The organism is Salmonella sp. FC25216, from assembly GCF_057751355.1.
On the sequence record NZ_JBDGON010000013.1, the window covers coordinates 12,795 to 35,411 of the forward strand.

A 22,617-nucleotide genomic window follows, 5' to 3' on the forward strand; every position below is an offset into this window, starting at 1 on the left:
CTCTATTTCCGAATCGGCAGGTAAACCGAAAACTCGGTATGCCCCGGCCAACTGGTAAATTCAATTTTGCCGGCGTGTTGATCGATAAGATTACGGGCGATAGATAACCCAAGCCCGGTGCCGCCTTCGCGGCCGCTGACCATCGGGTAGAACAGCGTATCCTGTAAATGGGGAGGAATGCCCGGCCCATTGTCTTCAACGTCTATACGCGCCGCCAGGCGATAGCGTTCGCCGTGCAGTGTTAACTGGAAGGCGGTACGCGTACGCAGCGTAATTTCGCCGCCTTCCGGCCCCAGCGCCTGCAAGGCGTTGCGGACAATATTTAGTAGCACTTGCTCAATTTGCTCCGGATCGTGCGGCAGTTCCGGCAGGCTGGGGTCGTAATCGCGGATAAGCCGGACATTATCCGGTAGCTCCATCGACACCAGCGCGACCACGCGCTCTGCGACTTTATGTATGCTCTCGGTAATGTGCATTCCCGGGTGCTGCGGCCCCAGCAAACGATCGACAAGATTGCGTAGCCTGTCAGCCTGTTCAATGATGACCCTGGTATATTCCGTTAGCGCCGGGTCGGGCAGCGCCTTGCTGAGCAACTGCGCCGCGCCGCGCAGGCCGCCGAGCGGATTTTTGATTTCGTGCGCCAGACCGCGCACCAGATCGCGGGCGGCGATTTGCTGTGCGTGCTGCAACTGTTCCTGACTCAGACGGCGCTGGTTATCCATCGGCGCCATTTCGAGCAGAATAAAATCGTCGGGCAGACGTTGGGCGGTCAAAGAGAGAATATGCGAGCGACTATCAATCACCAGCGTCACTTCGTTATCGGTAAAGCCTTGTCCTGCCGCTAAACTTTCGCGCATCAGGTCAATGTTTAACGAAAAATAGCTCAACAGTTCAGGTAACGGCGTCCCAAACAGTTTACGTGAGCTTTGCGCGAGCAACTGCTGCGCGGCAGGGTTGGCGTAATAGATTGCCAGCGCGTCGTCGACCACCAGCACGCTGGTGATTAACGAATTGAGGATCTGCCCAGCATCGGGCTGCATGCCGGTTGCCATTCAGCAGTCTCCTGGAAAAGGTTGCACCATTTTAGTGCATTATAGCTTTTTACCACTAAAAAGCGCGTGAGATCAGATTGTTGGTGGAGAAAAAAGCCCATCGTGCGATGGGCTACAGATTGCTGACAAACGTCGTGCCGGATAGCGGTTTCACCTTATTGGGCCTACAAGGTGGTTACCCGGTAGGCCCGAAAGCTTGCACCATCGGACATCTCAATGTTTGCCATCAACCTCAAACCTGTCAGAAACAGGCTAAACGTTTCCACGGCAACTTAAACGCTGTAGTACAGCTCAAACTCTACCGGGTGCGGGGTCATACGCACGCGGTCATCTTCTTCGCGACGCAGCGCAATATACGCATCGATCGCTTCATCAGTGAACACGCCGCCTGCTTTCAGGAACTCGCGGTCCAGATCCAGCGCGTTCAGCGCTTCTTCCAGAGAACCCGCCACCTGTGGGATCTCTTTCGCTTCTTCCGGCGGCAGGTCATACAGGTTTTTGTCCATGGCTTCGCCCGGATGAATCTTATTCTTAATCCCGTCCAGACCGGCCATCAGCAGGGCGGCAAAGCACAGATACGGGTTAGCCGCCGGGTCCGGGAAGCGAACTTCGATACGGCGCGCTTTCGGAGATGCCACCACCGGAATACGGATGGAGGCGGAACGGTTACGGGCGGAGTAGGCCAGCATCACTGGCGCTTCATAACCCGGGACCAGACGCTTATAGGAGTTGGTGGTTGGGTTCGCCAGGGCGTTGATGGCTTTGGCGTGTTTGATGACGCCGCCGATGTAGTACAGCGCTTGTTCAGACAGGCCGGCATATTTGTCGCCAGAGAACAGGTTGGTGCCGTTCTTCGCCAGCGACATGTGGCAGTGCATACCGGAACCGTTATCGCCGAACATTGGTTTTGGCATAAAGGTTGCTGTCTTACCGAAGCGGTGAGCCACGTTATGCACGACATATTTGTAAATCTGAATTTCGTCGGCTTTTTTGGTCATGGTATTAAAGCGGGTTGCCACTTCGTTCTGGCCCGCGGTCGCTACTTCGTGGTGGTGCGCTTCGACGACCAGGCCCATTTGCTCCATGACCAGACACATTTCAGATCGGATATCCTGTGCGGAGTCGACTGGCGGTACCGGGAAGTAACCCCCCTTGACTGCCGGACGGTGGCCTTTGTTGCCACCTTCGTATTGGGTGGAGGAGTTCCAGGCACCTTCGATGTCGTCGATGGCTACGTGAGAACCGGAAATGGACGTACCGAAGCGGATATCGTCAAACAGGAAAAATTCAGGTTCCGGCCCAAACAGAACGGTATCGGCGATACCGGTCGCGCGCAGGTAGTCTTCCGCGCGTTTCGCGATGGAACGCGGGTCACGGTCATAACCTTGTAGAGTGCCAGGTTCCAGGATATCGCAACGGATAATCAGGGTGGAGTCGGCGAAGAACGGGTCGATAACCGCAGTGGACGCATCCGGCATTAGCACCATATCGGATTCGTTAATGCCTTTCCAGCCGCCGATAGAGGAGCCGTCAAACATTTTGCCTTCTTCAAAGAATTCGGCATTTACCTGATGAGCAGGAATCGTGACGTGCTGTTCTTTGCCTTTGGTATCGGTGAAGCGCAGATCGACAAACTTCACTTCGTGTTCGTTCAGCATCGTCAAAACGTGTTCAGCGGACATACTTGTACTCTCCCGGATTGGTCATGGTCGGTCGTCGTGGTAACGAGATCTTCAATTCTGCTGGCCGTGTCGCCGTAAAAATATAAAGCGAAATCTGTGCCAACTTTCACATTGCCCCCAAAAGGCGTTATCATGCGCACCATCGTGCAAAAGGGCTGCACCACGGTGACTATGTTGCACCAAAATAGTGCTTTGATGTGAACATTAAGCACCACATTGGTGCAATAGAACGCAAGCCACCCTTTTAACGCTCCGTGAAAGCGATCACAAAGAGACTCTGCAATACTTGTTTGCGGAGGATGTTTGTGATCCTGTTTTGTAGTGCGATTAATCCGTGTACAATAACGCGCTATTTCTAATGCCTGAGGCAAAGTTGTGATCGAAAATTTGCGTAACATCGCCATCATCGCGCACGTTGACCATGGTAAAACTACCCTGGTTGATAAGCTGCTCCAGCAATCCGGTACGTTCGACGCGCGTGCCGAAACTCAAGAGCGAGTGATGGACTCCAACGATTTGGAGAAAGAGCGTGGTATTACTATCCTCGCTAAAAACACCGCTATTAAATGGAATGATTACCGTATCAACATCGTTGATACTCCCGGGCACGCTGACTTCGGTGGTGAAGTAGAGCGCGTCATGTCCATGGTTGACTCTGTGCTGCTGGTGGTTGACGCATTTGACGGCCCGATGCCGCAAACGCGCTTCGTGACCAAAAAAGCCTTTGCTCATGGCCTGAAACCGATTGTGGTTATCAACAAAGTTGACCGCCCTGGCGCGCGTCCTGACTGGGTTGTCGACCAGGTATTCGACCTGTTTGTTAACCTTGATGCGACCGACGAGCAACTGGACTTCCCGATCATCTACGCGTCAGCGTTGAATGGTATCGCGGGTCTGGACCACGAAGATATGGCGGAAGACATGACCCCGCTGTATCAGGCGATCGTTGATCATGTTCCGGCACCGGACGTTGACCTCGATGGTCCGTTGCAGATGCAGATCTCCCAGCTTGACTACAACAACTACGTTGGCGTTATCGGCATTGGCCGCATCAAACGCGGCAAAGTGAAGCCGAACCAGCAGGTCACTATCATCGATAGTGAAGGGAAAACCCGTAACGCGAAAGTGGGTAAGGTATTGACGCATCTGGGTCTGGAGCGTATCGACAGTGATATCGCCGAAGCGGGCGATATCATTGCGATCACCGGTCTGGGCGAGCTGAACATTTCCGACACCATCTGTGACCCGCAGAACGTTGAAGCGCTGCCGGCGCTGTCCGTTGATGAGCCGACCGTGTCTATGTTCTTCTGCGTTAACACCTCGCCGTTCTGCGGTAAAGAAGGTAAGTTTGTGACTTCTCGTCAGATTCTTGACCGTCTGAACAAAGAGCTGGTGCATAACGTGGCGCTGCGCGTTGAAGAAACCGAAGATGCGGATGCGTTCCGTGTATCCGGTCGTGGCGAACTGCACCTGTCCGTGCTGATTGAAAATATGCGTCGTGAAGGTTTCGAACTGGCGGTTTCCCGTCCGAAAGTTATCTTCCGTGAAATCGACGGTCGTAAACAAGAGCCTTACGAAAACGTGACGCTGGACGTCGAAGAGCAGCATCAGGGTTCTGTCATGCAGGCGCTGGGCGAGCGTAAAGGCGACCTGAAAAACATGAATCCAGACGGTAAAGGTCGCGTACGTCTTGACTACGTGATCCCAAGCCGCGGGCTGATTGGTTTCCGTTCAGAATTCATGACCATGACTTCCGGTACTGGTCTGCTGTACTCCACCTTCAGCCATTACGACGATATTCGTCCGGGTGAAGTGGGTCAGCGTCAGAATGGCGTACTGATCTCCAACGGTCAGGGTAAAGCGGTTGCGTTTGCGCTGTTCGGTTTGCAGGATCGCGGTAAGCTGTTCCTGGGTCACGGCGCGGAAGTTTACGAAGGCCAGATTATCGGTATTCACAGTCGCTCCAACGACCTGACGGTAAACTGCCTGACCGGTAAGAAACTGACCAACATGCGTGCGTCCGGTACGGATGAAGCGGTTATTCTGGTTCCGCCAATTAAAATGAGCCTTGAGCAAGCGCTGGAGTTCATTGATGACGACGAACTGGTAGAAGTAACCCCAACCTCTATCCGTATCCGTAAACGTCACCTGACGGAAAACGATCGCCGCCGTGCGAACCGTGGTCCGAAAGAAGAGTAATACGAGTTTCTCGTAAGTCGCCATCCGGCACCAAAAAAGCCGCTGAAATTCAGCGGCTTTTTAATACATTCGTTTAGAAGAAATATTTGGCCCCAATGCGAATCTGGTTTTGTTCGCGATGATAGGGTTCCACATTGCGATCCAACCAGCGTAACTCTAAGTACGGCAGCCAGTTCTGGCTAATCCGGTATCTGAAAGTATTAGTGATTTCCCAATGATGCTTCGTACCATTACTACTATTAAAATCATTAACGTTATAAAAATAGTGTGGTTCAAAGGTATAAGAAAACTTGTCGGTAATGATAAAATTCCAGTAGTTACCGATTTCATAGCTGTCATTATTATCCAGTTCGCCATTCAAATCGGTTGAGCTATAACTATTGTGATTATATCGGTTACGTACCGTAAGATTAAACCACGGGGTGAATTTATAGTTAACATCCAGATAGACCGCGCCGCCGGAACCAATGCTTTTGTCGTTTATTAATCCCCCAGGCTGAATGGTTAATTTATCTGTAGGTTTAAATAACGGATACCAGCCCTCAATCTCATTATAACCGTGTTTTAATTCATCATCACGCTGTAGGGTATAGGTATTGGTCAACATAATCCCAGCCCCCATATCGGAGTTATAGCCGACGCGCAGCATAAACTCCATTTGGTCAGACGCCAGGTTATAAGCCTCACGGTTTTCTACATAAGCGCCAGCAAAAACAGAGGTAGATACTACAGAGGTTAATATCACTAGTGTATTCAGATATTTCATAATAAATCCATTTCTCCAATGTAGGGAAGCCGCCATCCATCGGGATGGATAAAGCGGCAAGCGTCGTTTAATTATTTACAGTAGAAATACTTTGTTTATTATTAGTCGCGACAATTTGATTACCTGTTTTCTTTCGTTGGGCAATTTCCTCGATAATAAAAGCGAAACGTTGTTCATTGAGCTTATAAAAAAAGCCCATCGTTAGTGCTGCGATAATGGCAAGACCGCAAGGCCATAAAAAAATGAGCTGACGCAAACCAAGCAACGTGGTGTCACCTTGAGCTATGTTGGGGATATAACCGATTTGCGTCAGCATAATACCTGGCAAAAAGCCAGCAAGCGCAGCGGAAATTTTGCGGAAAAAGGTATAACCCGTATAAACCGAGCCTTCAGCGCGAATACCCGTTTTCCATTCGCCGTAGTCAACCGTATCCGGAACCAGCGCCCAGTTCAGGCTGTTGACGAAAGCAGTACCGAAAAACGCGACACAAGAGAAAATAACAAACAGGAATGACGTACCACCCCAGATAAAATTCAGGATATCGCCAACGGCCCACAGTATCAGACCACCAAGATAAACCTGTTTTTTCCCGAAGCGTTTTACCGCAGCAGGGACTAATAAGACGCCAATCAGGATACAGCCCATGCTGAAAAAACCCATCCATGACAACAAATGAATATCGTTCAGCACGTACTGAGTGTAATAAACCTGAATAGCCAGTTTGATATTAAAGGCGGCCAGCGTGCACAAATTGGCGATGCAGAGCACCAGCAGCGGCGGATTACGAAAAATCGCACAGAAGGATTTCAATATGCTGGGTTTATGCGTGTCAGGCACGGTTTCGATATACCGTTCTTTCACCCCGCTAAAGCACCACCACATGCTGAACAGCCCGCAGACCGAAAAGATGACTGCTGCAACCAGATAACCCAGCGAAGGGGAACGGGTAAACAGCGCCTGAATGGGCATAAAACCTACGGTACAAAGAAGAAGGCCAATGGTAGCGCCGCCTTGTCGCCATGCGGCGAGCTGGGCGCGCTCATGCGGATTTTTGGTAATAGCGGGGACCATCGCGCCGTATGAGCAGTTCATCAGGCTGTAGAACAGACCGAACAACATAAACAGCAACGTCGCGAATGCTGTTTTAACGGGTAAAGTAAAGTGAGTGGCAAAGAATTGCGCAGTAGCAACCAGAGCCACCGGAAATGACGCATACAGAATAAAAGGGCGAAACTTTCCCTTTGCGCCAATATTACGGCGTGAATCCAGCAATACGCCGGTGAGCATATCGGTAAAAGCGGTGAAGAATTTCGCTACCAGAAAGATAATTCCGCCGTAATATGCAGGCATCCCGAGTGCATCGGTATAAAACTTCAGTAGATACAGTGTACCGATACACAGCATCAGATTCGAACCGAAATCGCCCACGCCATAGGCGCATTTTTCCCGCAGGCTCAACTTTAGCGTTAGTGGATCATGATTAGACATAATCGCCTCTCAAAACGCCCCGCAAGGCGTTATATTTTATTGTTGTTAGACCGTATGTTTCCGGGCCTCAATCTCTTCCACAATTCGCACGTACATCTTCTCGTTGAGGTTGTAGAAACAGCCCATCGCAATAATGGTGATGACCGCCAGCACGCACGGATAAATAAAGATCAACTGGCGTAGGCCTTCGACGGTTCCCGCCGATTGCACCACATTCGGGATATAACCGATTTGCGTCAGCATCCAGCCGGGGAAGAACCCTGCCAGCGCCTGGGAGACCTTACGGAAGAAGGTAAAGCCGGTGTAAACCGTTCCTTCCGAGCGGACGCCGGTACGCCATTCACCGTATTCCACTGTGTCGGAAACCAGCGCCCAGTTCAGGCTGTTGACGAAGGCGGAGCCGAAGAACGCCAGGCAGGAGAAGGCGACAAAACTGACCGAGCCGCCGCCAAAGAAGTAGTTGAGCAGATCGCCCGCCACCCATATTAACAACCCACCGATATAGGCTTTCTTCTTGCCAAAACGCCTTACTACGCCGGGCATCAAAAAGACGCCGATAAAAATACAGCCCATGCTAAAGAAGCCCATCCAGGAGAGAAGGATCGGGTCGTTAAGAACGTACTGGGTGTAATAAACCTGAATCGCCAGTTTGACGTTGAAGGCGCCGAGAGTACAAAGGTTGGCGATACACAGAATAAACAGCGGACGGTTACCGGCGATAGCGCGGAACGACTGTAATAATCCGGGCTTTTGCGCGTTATCGACAGGTTTTACTTCGACGTAGCGCTCTTTAACGCCGGTGTAGCACAGCCACATAAATAGCAGGCCAAACAATGAAAATATCGTGGCGGCGAAAATATAGCTGAGCTGGGCATTGCCTTCGATCAGGTTCATGACCGGCACAAAGCCAACGGTACACAGCAGCAGGCCGAGAGTGGCGCCGCCCTGACGCCAGGCGGCAAGCGAGGCGCGTTCATCCGGGTTCTTGGTAATCGCGGGCACCATCGCGCCATACGAGCAGTTCATCATGCTGAAAACCAGCCCGTACAGCATAAACAGCATCGTTGCGACGACGGTTTTTCCCGTCACCTCAAACGGTGTGCCGACAAAGTTAGCAATTGCCAGTAGCGTTACCGGAAATGCCGCGTAAAGCACGAACGGACGGAATTTGCCCTTCGGAGCAATTTTACGCCGCGAGTCGAGCATAATGCCGGTACCCATATCGGTAAATGCGGTAAAAAATTTGGCGATCAGGAAAATGATCCCACCGTAAGTCCCGGGTAAACCCAGCACATCGGTATAAAATTTGAGTAAATAAAGGGTCCCGATATCTAACAGGATATTGGAACCTAAATCTCCCAGGCCATAGGCAAGTTTTTCTTTAAACGGCAAGCGTAGGGTTGCCGGATTCGATGATGTTTGACTCATTATTCTTCTCCATCTGCCCGCAGTTTTCCCTGCGGGCGAGCCGTATTAGATATTCCGTAAAGAAGCAAAAAGTGAAGCCCACTCGCTCTTCGCGCGATAGAAGACCGGCGGCTTGCCAATGGGCGCATCCACGGTAATTTCACCGCCGTGGTGGGCTTCGCCGGTCCAGATATTCACCCAGAGATCTTCCGGCAGGTACAGCGTCCAGTCGCGGCGCCCCTGTTCGTGAACCGGCGCGACCAGCAGATCCTGACCGAGCAGATATTGATATTTCAGGGTGTAGGTTGTGGTATCGTTCTCGTAGTGCAGGAATAGCGGACGCATGACCGGCAGACCGGTAGCCGCGTTCTGCGCCACCGCCAGCTTGAGATACGGTTTCAGCGTGGTAAAGATGGTAGTCATGCGGGCAAAGTGGGCAATGGTTTCCGCGTCGCCGTCGAACTGCCAGTTATCGCCGGGGCGGTTGCCTTCGTGGGTGCGCATCATCGGCGTGAAGGCGCTGAAATCGCACCAGCGCAGTAGCAACTCTTTGCTGCGTTTCATGTCGAATAACGTGGTGTAGCCGCCGATATCACTGTGATGCAGGCCGTGGCCGGTCATCGCCAGCGATAGCGCCGCCGGGACCACGGAGGCCAGACCATCATCAAGGCTCCAGTCAACGTTCTGGTCGCCTGCCCACATCATGGTGGAATACTTCTGGCTACCGGTATAACCGGCGCGCATAAAGAACAGGATCTCGCCGAGTTTGCCGGTCTCCTGTAACGCTTCATAGTTACATTTCGCCCACAGCGCAGGCCAGGCGTTATGCATGATCTCGGCGCTGACGCCGTTGTGCAGATACGTATCGGTCGGCAGATATTCGCCGAAATCCGCCATCCAGCCGTTGCAGCCGAGCGCGATCATGTTCTTTTTGATGACGTCTTTGAACCAGTCGTAGGCTTCAGGATTGGTCAGATCGACCACGCCGCCATAGAATTCGCCAAACTCGACCAGATAGTCACCGCCCGCGGCGTCTTTCGCCAGATAACCGTGTTTAGCGGCTTCGGCGCAGAGGTCCTTATCGCTGGCGACGTACGGGTTGATATAAGAGAGGAATTGTACGCCTTCTTCTTTCCACTGTTTGATACGGCTATCCAGTTGCGGATAGCTGTCACTATTCCACTTCCAGTTCCACATCACGCGTTTGCCGAAAGAGGTCATGCGAATGCCGGACCAGTCCTGAGCCCAAATACCATTCACTTTTACGCCCGCGTTGCGCATGGTATCCAGTTTTTGCTGACAAACTTCCGTGCCGCCCTGGATGCCGAGCGTGACGCCGTCGTAAACCCAGTCAGGCAGCTCCGGCTGGCGACCTAACAGCGCCGTCAGTTTTTCCAGCAGATCGATGTAGGTGTCGGCGCACTCAAAACGCAGCGTAGTTTTACCTTCCCACAGCGCCAGTTCGTGATACTCCGGCGCGCTGAAGTCGAAATTCATATAACAGCTATTATCGACGTGGCAGTAATATTTTTGCGTGCTGACAAAGGTCGGTTGCGGGAAGAAGGTCCAGTAATAGTCGCCGCCGGCGTTCTCTTTACAGTCGGCCTGCCAGGTGACATAGCTGGTTTTGTTACGGCCAACGCCCTGTTCGCTGGTCCACAGCGGGAACGGCTTGCCGCGCAAATCGAAATAAGAGAACTGTTCGCCGCAGCCGTAGATATGGTCGTCTGGATTAGCTGCGAGACGTAACCAGATACGGTTGTGGTGCAGGTCGTCGTTTTGCAGATCCAGCTTCAGGCGTCCTGCCTCATCGGCGGAGATGCGAAGAGTGGCGCTAATTGTTGCGCCACGGCTGAATTGTACCAGCCAGCCGTCGGGTAGCTCGCTGACCGTGGCCTCTGTTAATGCAATCTTCTCGTTAAGTTTGTCTTTGATGCTGAAGTTGCCGCGAAACATGTCAATGTCGGCAACGCCCGCGCCAATCCACAGACAGGGGTTTTCGGTCGTATGGCGGAGGAGTAAATGCTGGTGATAGTAGAGCGTAAAGCCATTAATGGATTTATTTATTTGTATATTTAATAGATTCTGGTGTAATGTACTCATAATATTTTAGTCTCCATGAAATAGTGGAATTCGAGTACTATGATAGTGTCGTAACGAGCGCTGATTTTCGTCAGAGCACAAAAGTAAACGCTTTTTATTTGCCTTCGTCCGCCTTACGAATTTCAGCTATTTTTTTACCAAATAACAGTTGTAATACAGCCAAAAGAGCAAACGGCGGCAGGATTGCGGTAAGGGTAGAAATACCCATTGCGCCTTTAATAAGCATTGCACCTGAGGCAATCAATAGTAAAAATACAAGAACGCGGAATACCTTAACTGATATACGCTTATGAACATATTGCCCAACCAGCGATCCCAGAACCATTGTCGGAATACAGAAAATGACCAGCTTAAAGGTGGATATCGTTAATATTCCACTAGATGCCAGGCCGCCAACTACCGCAATGTTATTTGCCGTAAAAAAGGCGTTCAGCGTACCGCGAAAAGCTGCCGGGCCTAAATTGCGTAACATGCCATACATGACCACCGGTGGTCCGTTGGTGGAAAAAGCTGCCCCCAGTGCTCCGGCGACAGCGCCTAAAGGCGCGGCGATCCAACGGCGGTCGTAGACGGGTAGATGAGGAATAAAGATACTGTAAAACGAGTAGAGGATTAAGAATCCGCCCAGACCTATTTTCATCATATGATCAGGTAAATAGGAGAGGGCATATAACCCTAGCGGAATACCTAAAAATGAAAAGAAGATAAGCACGGCGGCAGACCGCCAGTCGGTTTCCTTACGTGACAACCAGGTTGCATAAATGGCCGTTGCCGTACCGACAATAACGGATAATGGGGTTGCCATTTTTACCGGTAACATCAGAGTAATGAGCGGCATGGTTGTTAGCCCGCCACCAAAACCAGCACATATCCCCACAAAGGTATAAAGAAACATTAAAGCAATAACGATATACACAACGCCTGCATCTAACATCACACCGTCTGGTGTGAATAAATTAAAAAAATCCATAGTTGTTCCTTCTTGGGTAATCGAACCTTCGAAATCTGGTCCTGATTATTGATAGGAATTAAATATGTTCATTAAGTTCGGGTTGTTTTTTTTGCTATATATATTCCCCTCGAATATTAAAAAACAGATGATGCTGTTGTTCCGGGGAGAGCTGAATTAAATCTATTCCTGAGTTAAACGCATTTGGCGGACAGCTCATGGGTTCAACGGCTAAACCTCTACGATATAATTTTTCGCCGCTATAAATCTGTAGCCACGGTTGATTGGAGCGTGAACTTACTGACAGGGCTTGTTGCGGGTCAGTAATGTGCATTTCCCATTCGGTCCTGTCAGTTTTGAATGTATGGTCAATCTGCTTACCGCCGAGGAATCTCTGGTTTAAATAATTCAAATCCAGTTCGTCAACAGCATGTAAATGGGTTGGATTAGAATGCTCATCAATAGCAAAAACTTGTTTAGCGGGAAGCTGCAGCATATAGCCATCAACAGGCGCTAAGTTACAGGTCAAATAAGGATGGATGCCGACGCCATACGGCGCGGATTTGTCCCCGATGTTTTTACTGATGATTTCTACGGAGAGTCCGCTTTCGTTGTTCAGCGAGTAAATCACCTGCGATATTAACGAAAACGGATAGCCATAACTCGGCGGTAGAAACGCCGTCAGCGTGACTTTTGTCGTCGTCAATTCGCTAACCTGCCAGTTACGCCACGCCAGGAAACCGTGAATAGAAGCGTTAGAAGCGTGTTCATTGATTGGCAACTGATATTCATGCCCGCCATACTGATAACAGCCGTTCGCGATACGGTTAGTCCAGGGAATAAGTACTTTTCCCAGGTGAGCCATCGGCATTTCCGCTGGGTCATGCGGAATGACTAAATGACGATCCTGATACGTTAACCCAGCCAGGCCCGCGCCGACGGTAACGATTTGTGCACGGTAATCACCCGCTGTGAGTAAAATCGTTTTTCCACCACTATGCATAGAGCTACCCCTATAAAACAACGGCATATCTAACAATAGCTTGTTGATATGCCGTATTTTTATGTCACTTTATTTGGCGTTGATATCCAGCAAGCCCGCCGCGACTGCTGGAGCCAGGCCCGGCGCGAGTGGCAGACGAGGAATGACCAGACAGTGCAGCAAGTGATAAATATCTTGCTTGCCGTCCCACACTTTGGTGGTCACTTTGTTATCGGCGTCCAGCTCTTGCCACCAGGAACCATTTTCATAGTCCATCAGGTAATTAATGCAGTAGTCCCACCATTTCTGATACCAGGTTTCGTACTGACGGTCGCCCGTCACCGTGTAGAGCGCATATGCCGTGCCCATTGCTTCCACAATTGGCCAGCGTACACGCTCCCGTACGATCGGCTTACCGTCCCAGCCAACGGTGTAAACGATGCCGTCAGCACCGTCCGGCGCCCAGGCGTCACGGATAGTGGCATGGAATAAACCTTTAGCGTCCTCCAGTAACCAGGCTGGGGGGTGTTCGCATTTGGCTTCCAGCGCAGCATGGATATGAAGCAATAAGCGGCCCCACTCAATCCAGTGACCTGGCGTACCGCCATAGGCGCGGAAGCGATGTGCCGGATTTTCTTTGTTGTAATCGCGGATTGGGTTCCACTGCGAATCGAAGTGTTCATTAACACGATAATCACCTTTTCTGGCGACATCGTGAATGATGACGGAGGCGACTCTGATCGTGCGGTCGAGCCATTTACGGTCATGGGTGACGTCATAAACAATCAGGAACGCTTCGACGGCGTGCATATTGGCGTTGCCGCCACGGTAGTCTTCGGTTTTGCTGAAGGCTTCATCCCAGGACTCCAGGCACATCTGCTCTTCTTCGCTCCAGAAGTATTTCTCAATAACTTCAATGGCGTAATCCAGCAATTTTCTGGCTTCAGGATGGCCGGTAGTGACGGCGCTGGCCGCGCCCAGCAGGGCGAAGAAGTGTTGATAACCCTGTTTAGAGGCATCCACCACTCCCTGATCGTTAACGCAGGCATACCAGCCGCCGTATTTTTTATCGCGCAGCGCCCCGTTCATGGCTTTGATACCGTGATCGACCAGATCATAAGCGCCCGGTCGGCCCATGGACGCCGCCACGGAATAAACGTGCAGCATACGTGCCGTGATCCAAAGATGGGTGCCCATCTCTTCTTTGATTTGCCCTTTATTTCCCAGCCAGCCGAAGCCTGTCGGCACCGCGGCATTTTTACCGAAATTAAAGATGCGGTCGGTTTCCTGCTCCAGCCAGCGGTTGTGGCTCAACGTGTTAAACCATTTCATTCTTTCATCCTCGTATTAACGGCGTTTCGCCATCATTTCATCGACGATCTCGCCCAGGCGTTGCAATTTAGGGGCGGAAACATCACGTAACATCAGCTCGGTATCCGGTAAACCAATCACCGATGACCAGACCGCGCGTCCCGCCAGGAACCCGGATGCGCCAGCTTCCATCGCGACCCTGACTGCGCGAGGGAACAGTTTTTCGTCCACACCGGAAGAGAGGATGACCCACGGCATATTGATATGCCCATTCAGGCGCTGTGAGGCGGTAAGAAGATCGGACCGCGCGCCTTTGCCGTAGAGCGGCATTTCAACTTTGTAAAGGTCGGCACCGCTGTCGCCCAGCTCTTTGGCCGCATCGATAATCGCCTGCTCGCGATCGAACTTGTCGCCGCAGCGCGGCGGGCGTACAACCGGTTCGATAATGCTCAGCAAACCATTGGAGTGGCATAATTCATTGAATTCTTTAATCATATCCAGACGCTGCTGCGCGTCTTCGTCGCTGCGCCACAGCACCAACAGTTTTAAGGCTTTTGCGCCATCCTGTTTTACCGCCTGCGCATTAATTTTTTTATCAACGACCACGTTATCAACGGGAATACCGTTGCCCGGGATGAAATCATCCGCCGCGACGATCATGGCGCAGCTTTTAGCGACCGCATTTTGTTCTACGGCCTGGCGATAACAGAACTGCTGATCCAGCAGAACGGCAGAGGCATACGGGGAGAGAATTTTCGCCGCATTCACTTTGAAATCCGTCAGCACGCTATCGACAACGGGTGTTTTCGCACCAGCAGCAGCAGCAAACATTAAACGCATTGCCTCACGCTGATCGACAGCCAGCATGGCAAACCCGCCGGACGCTCGCGTAATGTCTTTGATGGTGTAGTTGTTCATTCAATTTTCCTTTATACAGTCGTTACTTTTTTACGTTGGCGGTCAGCCCGGCGCTGATGCGCACCTGTTCCAGGATGGCGCTCCAGTCTTCCTGACCGCGGCCTGCGGCCCGCGCCAGGTTATAAACTTCACGGGAGGCGGCGCCGAGCGGCATCGGTACGTGCAGTTGATTGGCGACATCCAACGCGATGCCAAGATCTTTGTGCGCCAGATCGATCATGAAGGCGGGAGACAGATCCCCTTTCATCACTTTATTCGGCCAGGTGGTGGTGAAATGCCCTTTGCCTGCTGCAGTGCCGTTCATCACTTTTAAAGCCACGTCGAAGGAAAGCCCCAGCGCTTCACATAGCACGGCGGCTTCGGCGGAGAGCGCATTTAGCGCAATACTCATGTAGTTGTTGATCAGTTTTACGCGAATACCCATTCCCGGGCCGCCGGTGTTGACCAGCTCATTACCCATCGCCATCAGCACAGGAGTAGCGTGTTCTACTTGCTGCGCCGTACCGCCTGCCAGCAGCAACAATGTGCCGGTAATCGCGTTGTCGGATGTCCGGCCTACCGGCACGTCCATCATGCTGAACCCTTTGCTCTGCATGTCGGCAATCAGCTTGTCGGTTTGCAGCGGATGAATAGTGGACATATCAATGACCAGCGCTTCACGGGAAAGGGTTTCGCAAACGCCTTGCTCGCCAAATAAAACGGAACGAACCAGCTCGCCGTTCGGGAGCATGGTGATAACAAATTCAGCGCCGATGGTTGCCTGAGCCGGGCTGCTTGCAGGTTGCGCGCCTTTGTCTACCAGACGCTGTACGGCGTCGGGATTAACATCGAAGACGCTGAGTTGATGGCCCTGCTTTAGCAGGTTACTCGCCATAGGGGAGCCCATCTGCCCCAACCCGATAAATGCTATAACTGCCATATCGTTCTCCTGAACACGATGGTGTCATTTTTTGTCATGTGTGAGCATTTTTTCTGTCTGTTTTTGATCGTATTTGTAATTTATGGTCAAAAAATTGACAGCCGTCACTTTTTAAACATTTCGTGAAATTAAAATGGGCCTATCTCAAATGCCTGAGGAATGACCATGATTCGTATTGCTTGTGTAGGTATTACCGTGATGGATCGCATCTATTACGTGGAAGGATTACCGACAGAAGGGGGTAAATATGTGGCGAAGCGCTATACGGAAGTGGGCGGCGGGCCTGCGGCGACCGCTGCCGTGGCTGCGGCGAAATTGGGCGCGCAGGTGGACTTTATTGGCCGTGTGGGCGATGACGACACCGGAAACAGTCTGCTGGCGGAGCTGAAGTCCCTGGGGGTTAATACCCGCTATACCCGCCGCTATACGCAGGCGATGTCGTCGCAGTCAGCGATTATGGTGGACGCCAAAGGAGAGCGGATCATCGTTAATTATCCCAGCCCGGATTTATTACCTGACGCCGACTGGCTTAACGACATCGATTTTTCGCAGTGGGATGTGGTGTTGGCGGATGTGCGCTGGCATGACGGCGCGAAGCAGGCCTTTACGCTGGCGCGTCAGGCTGGCGTCATGACCGTTCTGGATGGCGATATTACGCCGCAGGATATTAGCGAGCTGGTGGCGTTAAGCGACCACGCCGCCTTCTCCGAGCCGGGACTGGCACGTTTGACGGGGATGAGTGAAACCATGGATGCGCTAAAAAAATCACAAACGCTCACAAATGGACATGTCTATGTCACGCAAGGCAGCGAAGGTTGCAACTGGTTGGAAAAAACGACGGTACGCCACCAACCGGGTTTTACCGTGGAGGTGGTGGATACTACCGGCGCGGGCGATGTTTTTCATGGCGCACTGGCATTTGGCCTGGCAAGCGGATACGCCATCGAAGAGGCTGTCAGATTCGCCAGCGGCGTTGCTGCGCTGAAGTGTACGCGCCCGGGTGGCCGGGCGGGTATCCCTGATTGTGAGCAAACCCGATCTTTCCTGTCACTTTTTGTATAATATGGGCAGTAGGAAGCTTTTAGAGGAATGCTCATGAGTCTTACCGAACTGACCGGTAATCCGCGACACGATCGGCTGTTAATGCTCATTGATGAGCGCGGCTATATGAATATCGATGAGTTAGCCAGTTTGTTGGAGGTCTCTACCCAGACGGTTCGCCGCGATATTCGTAAATTAAGCGAGCAGGGGCTGATTACGCGTCATCACGGCGGCGCTGGCAGAGCGTCCAGTGTGGTCAATACCGCCTTTGAGCAGCGAGAGGTCTCCTGGACGCAAGAGAAAAAAGCCATTGCGGAAGCCGTGGCTGACTATATTCCGGATGGCTCCACGATATTTATCACGATTGGAACGACGGTTGAGCAGGTGGCGCGCGCGCTGCTCAACCATAATCATCTGCGCATTATCACCAATAGCCTGCGCGTCGCGCATATTCTCTATAATAACCCTCGCTTTGAAGTAATGGTGCCGGGCGGCACTCTGCGACCGCATAATAGCGGCATTATCGGGCCATCCGCGACGGCGTTTGTCGCGGGGTTCCGGGCGGACTATCTCGTCACCAGCGTAGGCGCGATAGAGAGCGATGGCGCGTTGCTGGAGTTTGATGTTAACGAAGCCAGCGTAGTGAAAACGATGATGGCCCACTCGCGACACATCCTGCTTGCCGCCGATCATACGAAATACCATGCTTCTGCGGCGGTTGAGATCGGCAATGTGTCACAGATTACCGCTCTGTTTACGGATGAGTATCCCGGTCCGGCATTACAGAATTTACTTCAATCCCAGCAAATCGAAGTGGTTCAGGTGAGTCCTTCGCTGGACGACGCCGTTTCAGCGTGACAAGTGCCCTTGCGCCGGATGGTCGCGTCAGCGCTTTATCCGGCCAATAAAACGGCGCTGTGATGCAGGCGATATTGAACATCGTCTGCGTTTCTATTGTCTTTTTGTTAATTGATTTATAAAGGGATACATAGTCAAACTTCTCCTTTCCCGCTACAGTTATTCATCCCCGGTTAGCAAGGAGAATGCCATGCTCTATATCTTTGATTTAGGTAATGTGATTGTCGATATCGACTTTAACCGCGTATTAGGTGTGTGGAGCGACCTGAGTCGAGTACCGCTGGCTTCGCTGAAGCAAAAATTTACGATGGGCGAGACTTTTCACCAACATGAACGCGGTGAGATAACTGACGAAGCGTTTGCTGAAGCTTTCTGCCATGAAATGGCATTATCGCTCAGTTATGAACAGTTCTCGCACGGCTGGCAGGCGGTATTTGTCGGATTACGGCCCGAAGTGATTGCTATCATGCATAAACTGCGCGAGCAGGGGCATCGCGTGGTGGTGTTATCCAATACTAACCGACTGCATACCCACTTCTGGCCGGAGGAATATCCGGAGGTTCGCGCTGCCGCCGACCATATCTATTTATCGCAGGATTTGGGAATGCGTAAGCCGGAAGCGCGTATTTATCAGCACGTCCTGCAGAAGGAGGGATTTTCCGCCGCTGATGCGGTCTTTTTCGACGACAACGCCGATAATATAGAAGGGGCCAACCAGTTGGGGATCACCAGCATCCTGGTGAAGGATAAAACTACTATCCCTGACTATTTCGCGAAGCTGTTATGCTAAAAACCGTTCACCAAAAAGCTGGACGCCATACACGCCCTGTTCGGGCCTGGCTCAAGCTATTATGGCAGCGTATCGATGAGGATAATATGACGACTCTGGCGGGAAATCTCGCCTATGTTTCATTACTCTCCTTAGTACCGCTTATTGCCGTCGTTTTTGCTCTTTTCGCTGCGTTTCCGATGTTTTCTGATGTCAGCATTCAGTTACGCCATTTTATCTTCGCTAACTTTATGCCAGCCACCGGGGATGTGATTCAGCGCTATATTGAGCAGTTTGTCGCTAACTCCAACAAAATGACGGCGGTGGGCGCCTGTGGACTGATTGTGACGGCATTGCTGTTGATGTATGCCATTGATAGCGCCTTAAATACTATCTGGCGCAGCAAACGCACACGACCAAAAGTGTACTCTTTTGCGGTATACTGGATGATCCTTACGCTCGGCCCGCTACTCGCTGGCGCCAGCCTGGCGATCAGCTCCTATCTGCTTTCTTTACGCTGGGCCAGCGAGCTGAATACGGTCATCGACAATGTATTGCGCATCCTTCCGTTGCTGCTCTCGTGGCTCTCATTCTGGTTACTTTACAGTATTGTCCCAACGACTCGTGTACCGAACCGTGACGCCCTTGTCGGCGCGTTTGTCGCGGCTTTACTGTTCGAGGCCGGAAAGAAAGGTTTCGCGCTTTATATCACCATGTTCCCGTCATATCAGCTTATTTATGGCGTACTGGCGGTGATCCCAATCCTGTTTGTCTGGGTATACTGGACCTGGTGTATAGTCTTGCTTGGCGCAGAAATAACTGTCACTCTCGGGGAATACCGAAAACTCAAACAAGCCGCAGAACAAGAAGAAGCTGACCAACCATGATTGCATTAATTCAACGCGTAACCCGTGCCAGCGTCACCGTGGAGGACGAGGTGACGGGTGAAATTGGCCCAGGACTTTTGGTGTTATTGGGTGTCGAAAAAGAAGATGACGAACAAAAAGCGAATCGTCTGTGCGAGCGCGTGCTGGGATACCGTATCTTCAGCGATGCCGACGGCAAGATGAATCTGAACGTACAACAGGCTGGCGGCAGCGTGCTGGTGGTGTCGCAGTTTACGCTGGCGGCCGATACCGAGCGTGGTATGCGACCGAGCTTTTCCGGCGGCGCTGCGCCGGAGCGCGCGCAGGCGCTTTATGCATATTTTGTCGAACGTTGCCGCCAGCAGGCGATAAACACGCAAACCGGACGCTTCGCTGCCGATATGCAGGTTGAGCTGGTTAATGACGGTCCCGTGACATTCTGGCTCCAGGTATGAGTCAGCTTCCGGCGTGGCCGCGGATAACAAGAGAGAGTACGGCTATGTATCACCTTCGAGTTCCGCAAACAGAAGAAGAATTAGAACGTTACTACCAGTTTCGCTGGGAGATGCTGCGTAAACCGCTGCACCAGCCGAAAGGGTCGGAACGGGATGGCTGGGATGCGTTGGCGCACCATCAAATGGTGGTGGACGAAGAAGGAAATTTAGTCGCAGTGGGCCGCCTGTATATCAATGCAGATAACGAGGCGTCTATCCGTTTTATGGCTGTACATCCCTCGGTACAGGATAAAGGGCTGGGGACATTAATGGCGATGACCCTGGAGTCTGTCGCCCGCCAGGAAGGCGTTAAGCGCGTCACCTGCAGCGCGCGCGAAGATGCGGTTGAGTTCTTTGCCAAACTCGGGTTTGTCAATCAGGGGGAGATTACTACGCCCACAACCACGCCAATCCGCCATTTTCTGATGATTAAACCGGTAGCATCGCTGGATGATATCCTGCATCGCGGCGACTGGTGTGGGCAGCTTCAGCAGGCCTGGTATGAGCATATTCCATTGAGTGAAAAGATGGGGGTGCGCATTCAGCAGTACACCGGGCAAAAATTTATCACCACGATGCCGGAAACCGGTAATCAAAATCCGCATCACACGGTGTTTGCCGGCAGCCTGTTCTCCCTGGCGACGCTGACCGGATGGGGGCTTATCTGGCTGATGCTCCGTGAACGCCACCTGGGTGGGACGATTATTCTTGCCGACGCCCATATTCGCTACAGCAAACCGATTAGCGGAAAGCCAAACGCCGTGGCTGATTTGGGGTCGCTAAGCGGTGATTTGGACAGGCTGGCGCGGGGTAAAAAAGCGCGTGTCCAGTTGCAGGTTGAACTGTTGGGCGGTGAGACCGCAGGGGCAATTTTCGAAGGCATTTATATCGTACTACCTGCGAAACCGTTCGGCCCGTATGAAGAGGGCGGGAATGAGGAGGAGTAGCTGGACATCTCCAACTACTCGATGAAGGCATCCGCTGGTAGTTTAAAGCGTTGTGTAAGCGCTTTAATATGATTAACCGTTAGTGCTCTGCGGCCATTTAAGATGTTGCTGACGTTCGATTTAGAACCAAGTTCGTTGGCAAGATCTGCTGCTTTGAGACCGTATTGATCCATGAGCGTTCGCAATACTGAAACGCCAGGGGGCGTTTTCTCCAGGTGTTGGTTGAGTGCTTTGAATTCCGGCGCATGCTTTTCGTATTCACTGATTCGGGCACAGAGCAATTCAAATAGTGGGTTTTCAAGATCGTCGTGGTCGACCAGAAACTCCACTAGCGCTAGTGCCCTGCGATACTCATTGTCATTTCGGTCTTCCCCCATCAGTGGGACGCTTTTTACCGCATCGCTGAAGGTATCAACGATCTTTTTTGCGCTGGTTGCATCCATCTGACGATGAGTTCTCATTCTTTATTACCCCGATCATATGCGGTCAGTTTGTCATATTCGGCATGGGAAACGATATGTTTCACAAATATCTTATGTAACCTGAAATCTATGTAGGAAATGAGTCTCAGGCTGTTACCAGAAACATCAATCACCCACCATTTATCTCTGTGCTTAAAATTATCCAGTGAAGGAATATACCGCTTCATCTCTTCAGGCTGAGTGAATGTTTTTTTCTCCAGAACATTCAGCAACTCAGTGAGGGCAAGCTCATGGTTTGGATATATGAGCATCGCTTCATTGAACGGTTTTCGGCTGATAACATGCACAATGTAGTTCCATTACAAAGTTTTCAACCTGAAAATAATTTAGCGCAACGTCATAAAGTTTTCAAGTTGAAAACAAAATTGAATTTTAGGTCATTTTGCCTGTTGATGGCTTACAACACGCCAGGCCATATCTCGCATGGCGCTTCGTGCCGCCTGGCTCACGCCTCCGAGCTGGAAAAAGCCATGAATGACACCGAGAGCGCTGGCAAGTACATTCCACATCCTGTTCCTGGAACCGTTGATACAGGGCCTCGCCCTCATCGCGCAGTGGGTCGAATTCGGCAGTAATGATGTGCGTGGATGGCAGACCGGCGAAGTCCTCACGCCAGAGCGGACTGGCTTCAGGATGCAGTGGATCGGTTCGCGGCATATACATCTCGTAGCCTGAAAGCAGCGTGTCACGCGTGATAATGTAATCCAGCCCATTACAGGTGTAGCTCGCAAACCTGGCGGTTGCGTCCAGCATGGGGTAGATCAGAATCAGCTGTGCAGGTTGCCATTGACGGGCGGCTTTCAGGCGTAGCGCAGTGACCAGCGCCAGATGCCCACCCGCGCTGTCACCGGCAAGCGTAATGTTCTCGCGATCTATCCCCAGTTTCTGGGCATATTTCCAGATAGTATTGGCTCCGGTTTCGGCATCGTTATGTGCGGCCGGGAAGGTGTGCTCTGGTGCAAGTCGGTACTGCGCCGCAATCACGCGACAACGGCTGTAAAAAGCTAACTGCCTTAACTGGTTATCGTGAGTGGCAAAACCGCCGCTGACAAAGCAACCACCATGATAATAAATGATGCAGGGTAATTTCCCTGTGGCATTGAGCGGCGAAACCACGCGAAACGTCATGGCATTGAGTTCAATATCTTCAACCTGGACGCGGGTTTCAGTTTCTCCTGCCAGTGTCGTGCTGGCGATGTAGCCCGCCCTCCGGTCATCAATATTCTGTTCGCGAGAAGAGGGGCGTCCCGCCGCGATAAATTCCTCCACTAACTGCGCAATCCCGCTTTCCAGTGCCATTTTTCATTGCCTTTATCTGTATGGATATACAGTTTTATAACCCGATTTGGTACGAATGAAAATGGGAAAATTGGGCTGCGTACG

General features: G+C 51.6%; 20 protein-coding genes and 1 pseudogene. 7 read left to right on the forward strand and 14 right to left on the reverse strand.

What is annotated here, in order from left to right; genetic code table 11:
• Positions 1-2: 2 nt before the first annotated feature.
• Together glnL and glnA are read right to left on the reverse strand one after the other, a co-directional pair.
• Positions 3-1,052, reverse strand: coding sequence for a nitrogen regulation protein NR(II) (glnL, locus tag AC3G3F_RS20490; protein WP_053528807.1), 1,050 nt, complete (start codon positions 1,050-1,052; stop codon positions 3-5).
• A gap of 272 nt (positions 1,053-1,324) precedes the next feature.
• Positions 1,325-2,734, reverse strand: a complete 1,410-nt coding sequence (glnA, locus tag AC3G3F_RS20495; RefSeq protein ID WP_053509940.1) for a glutamate--ammonia ligase — start codon at positions 2,732-2,734, stop codon at positions 1,325-1,327.
• 375 nt (positions 2,735-3,109) lie between these two features.
• Here glnA and typA point away from each other — a divergent pair, with 375 nt between their 5' ends.
• Positions 3,110-4,933, forward strand: coding sequence for a ribosome-dependent GTPase TypA (typA, locus tag AC3G3F_RS20500; protein ID WP_000572063.1), 1,824 nt, complete (start codon positions 3,110-3,112; stop codon positions 4,931-4,933).
• A 73-nt stretch (positions 4,934-5,006) separates the two neighbouring features.
• On the opposite strand, the gene ompL is transcribed toward typA, so the two are convergent.
• The 9 genes from ompL to yihU all read right to left on the reverse strand — a co-directional run bounded on the left by ompL (position 5,007) and on the right by yihU (position 15,777).
• Complete coding sequence (ompL, locus tag AC3G3F_RS20505) at positions 5,007-5,699, reverse strand: porin OmpL (protein WP_063389958.1); 693 nt, start codon at positions 5,697-5,699, stop codon at positions 5,007-5,009.
• A 67-nt stretch (positions 5,700-5,766) separates the two neighbouring features.
• Positions 5,767-7,188 carry an MFS transporter gene (locus AC3G3F_RS20510; protein ID WP_063389959.1) on the reverse strand — a complete coding sequence of 474 codons (1,422 nt, stop codon included), beginning with the start codon at positions 7,186-7,188 and terminating at the stop codon, positions 5,767-5,769.
• Positions 7,189-7,233: 45 nt separating this feature from the next.
• Complete coding sequence (locus AC3G3F_RS20515; protein WP_070804246.1) at positions 7,234-8,616, reverse strand: MFS transporter; 1,383 nt, start codon at positions 8,614-8,616, stop codon at positions 7,234-7,236.
• Between the two features lie 45 nt (positions 8,617-8,661).
• A complete protein-coding gene (locus tag AC3G3F_RS20520) occupies positions 8,662-10,698 on the reverse strand; it encodes an alpha-glucosidase (RefSeq protein ID WP_114049222.1) in 2,037 nt (678 codons plus the stop codon).
• A gap of 94 nt (positions 10,699-10,792) precedes the next feature.
• Entirely contained in the window at positions 10,793-11,668 is an 876-nt protein-coding gene (locus tag AC3G3F_RS20525) for a sulfite exporter TauE/SafE family protein (RefSeq protein WP_488395663.1), read from the reverse strand.
• Positions 11,669-11,762: 94 nt separating this feature from the next.
• The gene (locus AC3G3F_RS20530; protein ID WP_488395665.1) at positions 11,763-12,650 is read right to left on the reverse strand and encodes an aldose-1-epimerase; all 888 of its coding nucleotides are present in this window, start codon (positions 12,648-12,650) and stop codon (positions 11,763-11,765) included.
• Positions 12,651-12,719: 69 nt separating this feature from the next.
• Positions 12,720-13,961 carry a sulfoquinovose isomerase gene (yihS, locus tag AC3G3F_RS20535; RefSeq protein WP_079796591.1) on the reverse strand — a complete coding sequence of 414 codons (1,242 nt, stop codon included), beginning with the start codon at positions 13,959-13,961 and terminating at the stop codon, positions 12,720-12,722.
• Between the two features lie 15 nt (positions 13,962-13,976).
• A complete protein-coding gene (yihT, locus tag AC3G3F_RS20540; RefSeq protein WP_488395667.1) occupies positions 13,977-14,858 on the reverse strand; it encodes a sulfofructosephosphate aldolase in 882 nt (293 codons plus the stop codon).
• A 22-nt stretch (positions 14,859-14,880) separates the two neighbouring features.
• Positions 14,881-15,777 carry a sulfolactaldehyde 3-reductase gene (gene yihU / locus AC3G3F_RS20545; protein ID WP_053509954.1) on the reverse strand — a complete coding sequence of 299 codons (897 nt, stop codon included), beginning with the start codon at positions 15,775-15,777 and terminating at the stop codon, positions 14,881-14,883.
• A gap of 165 nt (positions 15,778-15,942) precedes the next feature.
• On the opposite strand from yihU, the gene AC3G3F_RS20550 reads away from it, so the two are divergent.
• The 6 genes from AC3G3F_RS20550 to fabY all read left to right on the forward strand — a co-directional run bounded on the left by AC3G3F_RS20550 (position 15,943) and on the right by fabY (position 20,752).
• Positions 15,943-16,839: a sugar kinase gene (locus tag AC3G3F_RS20550; RefSeq protein ID WP_488395669.1), complete on the forward strand. Its 897-nt coding sequence runs from the start codon at positions 15,943-15,945 to the stop codon at positions 16,837-16,839.
• A 33-nt stretch (positions 16,840-16,872) separates the two neighbouring features.
• The gene (locus tag AC3G3F_RS20555) at positions 16,873-17,676 is read left to right on the forward strand and encodes a DeoR/GlpR family DNA-binding transcription regulator (RefSeq protein ID WP_023249108.1); all 804 of its coding nucleotides are present in this window, start codon (positions 16,873-16,875) and stop codon (positions 17,674-17,676) included.
• 190 nt (positions 17,677-17,866) lie between these two features.
• Positions 17,867-18,466, forward strand: coding sequence for a glucose-1-phosphatase (gene yihX / locus AC3G3F_RS20560; protein ID WP_000965699.1), 600 nt, complete (start codon positions 17,867-17,869; stop codon positions 18,464-18,466).
• On the forward strand, positions 18,460-19,332 hold the full coding sequence (locus AC3G3F_RS20565; protein ID WP_023249110.1) for a virulence factor BrkB family protein: 873 nt from the start codon (positions 18,460-18,462) through the stop codon (positions 19,330-19,332). Before yihX ends, AC3G3F_RS20565 begins: the two co-directional genes overlap by 7 nt.
• Positions 19,329-19,766, forward strand: a complete 438-nt coding sequence (dtd, locus tag AC3G3F_RS20570; RefSeq protein ID WP_488395672.1) for a D-aminoacyl-tRNA deacylase — start codon at positions 19,329-19,331, stop codon at positions 19,764-19,766. Before AC3G3F_RS20565 ends, dtd begins: the two co-directional genes overlap by 4 nt.
• Before the next feature lie 44 nt (positions 19,767-19,810).
• The gene (fabY, locus tag AC3G3F_RS20575; RefSeq protein WP_001518251.1) at positions 19,811-20,752 is read left to right on the forward strand and encodes a fatty acid biosynthesis protein FabY; all 942 of its coding nucleotides are present in this window, start codon (positions 19,811-19,813) and stop codon (positions 20,750-20,752) included.
• Between the two features lie 14 nt (positions 20,753-20,766).
• On the opposite strand, the gene AC3G3F_RS20580 is transcribed toward fabY, so the two are convergent.
• From AC3G3F_RS20580 to AC3G3F_RS20590, 3 genes and pseudogenes are all read right to left on the reverse strand, one after another.
• A complete protein-coding gene (locus AC3G3F_RS20580; RefSeq protein ID WP_001259009.1) occupies positions 20,767-21,213 on the reverse strand; it encodes a helix-turn-helix domain-containing protein in 447 nt (148 codons plus the stop codon).
• Positions 21,210-21,521, reverse strand: a complete 312-nt coding sequence (locus tag AC3G3F_RS20585; protein ID WP_488395674.1) for a type II toxin-antitoxin system HigB family toxin — start codon at positions 21,519-21,521, stop codon at positions 21,210-21,212. The genes AC3G3F_RS20580 and AC3G3F_RS20585 overlap by 4 nt, the downstream gene beginning before the upstream one ends.
• An 85-nt stretch (positions 21,522-21,606) precedes the next feature.
• A pseudogene (locus tag AC3G3F_RS20590) lies at positions 21,607-22,533 on the reverse strand (alpha/beta hydrolase).
• Between the last annotated feature and the right edge of the window lie 84 nt (positions 22,534-22,617).

Coding starts and splice junctions, on each gene's coding strand:
- yihU (WP_053509954.1), bottom strand. CDS start 15,777: ATGGCAGTTATAGCATTTATCGGGTTGGGGCAGATGGGCTCCCCTATG.
- glnA (WP_053509940.1), bottom strand. CDS start 2,734: ATGTCCGCTGAACACGTTTTGACGATGCTGAACGAACACGAAGTGAAG.
- AC3G3F_RS20510 (WP_063389959.1), bottom strand. CDS start 7,188: ATGTCTAATCATGATCCACTAACGCTAAAGTTGAGCCTGCGGGAAAAA.
- AC3G3F_RS20525 (WP_488395663.1), bottom strand. CDS start 11,668: ATGGATTTTTTTAATTTATTCACACCAGACGGTGTGATGTTAGATGCA.
- yihX (WP_000965699.1), top strand. CDS start 17,867: ATGCTCTATATCTTTGATTTAGGTAATGTGATTGTCGATATCGACTTT.
- AC3G3F_RS20580 (WP_001259009.1), bottom strand. CDS start 21,213: ATGAGAACTCATCGTCAGATGGATGCAACCAGCGCAAAAAAGATCGTT.
- yihT (WP_488395667.1), bottom strand. CDS start 14,858: ATGAACAACTACACCATCAAAGACATTACGCGAGCGTCCGGCGGGTTT.
- AC3G3F_RS20515 (WP_070804246.1), bottom strand. CDS start 8,616: ATGAGTCAAACATCATCGAATCCGGCAACCCTACGCTTGCCGTTTAAA.
- yihS (WP_079796591.1), bottom strand. CDS start 13,961: ATGAAATGGTTTAACACGTTGAGCCACAACCGCTGGCTGGAGCAGGAA.
- fabY (WP_001518251.1), top strand. CDS start 19,811: ATGTATCACCTTCGAGTTCCGCAAACAGAAGAAGAATTAGAACGTTAC.
- ompL (WP_063389958.1), bottom strand. CDS start 5,699: ATGAAATATCTGAATACACTAGTGATATTAACCTCTGTAGTATCTACC.
- AC3G3F_RS20565 (WP_023249110.1), top strand. CDS start 18,460: ATGCTAAAAACCGTTCACCAAAAAGCTGGACGCCATACACGCCCTGTT.
- AC3G3F_RS20530 (WP_488395665.1), bottom strand. CDS start 12,650: ATGCATAGTGGTGGAAAAACGATTTTACTCACAGCGGGTGATTACCGT.
- AC3G3F_RS20555 (WP_023249108.1), top strand. CDS start 16,873: ATGAGTCTTACCGAACTGACCGGTAATCCGCGACACGATCGGCTGTTA.
- AC3G3F_RS20550 (WP_488395669.1), top strand. CDS start 15,943: ATGATTCGTATTGCTTGTGTAGGTATTACCGTGATGGATCGCATCTAT.
- glnL (WP_053528807.1), bottom strand. CDS start 1,052: ATGGCAACCGGCATGCAGCCCGATGCTGGGCAGATCCTCAATTCGTTA.
- dtd (WP_488395672.1), top strand. CDS start 19,329: ATGATTGCATTAATTCAACGCGTAACCCGTGCCAGCGTCACCGTGGAG.
- AC3G3F_RS20520 (WP_114049222.1), bottom strand. CDS start 10,698: ATGAGTACATTACACCAGAATCTATTAAATATACAAATAAATAAATCC.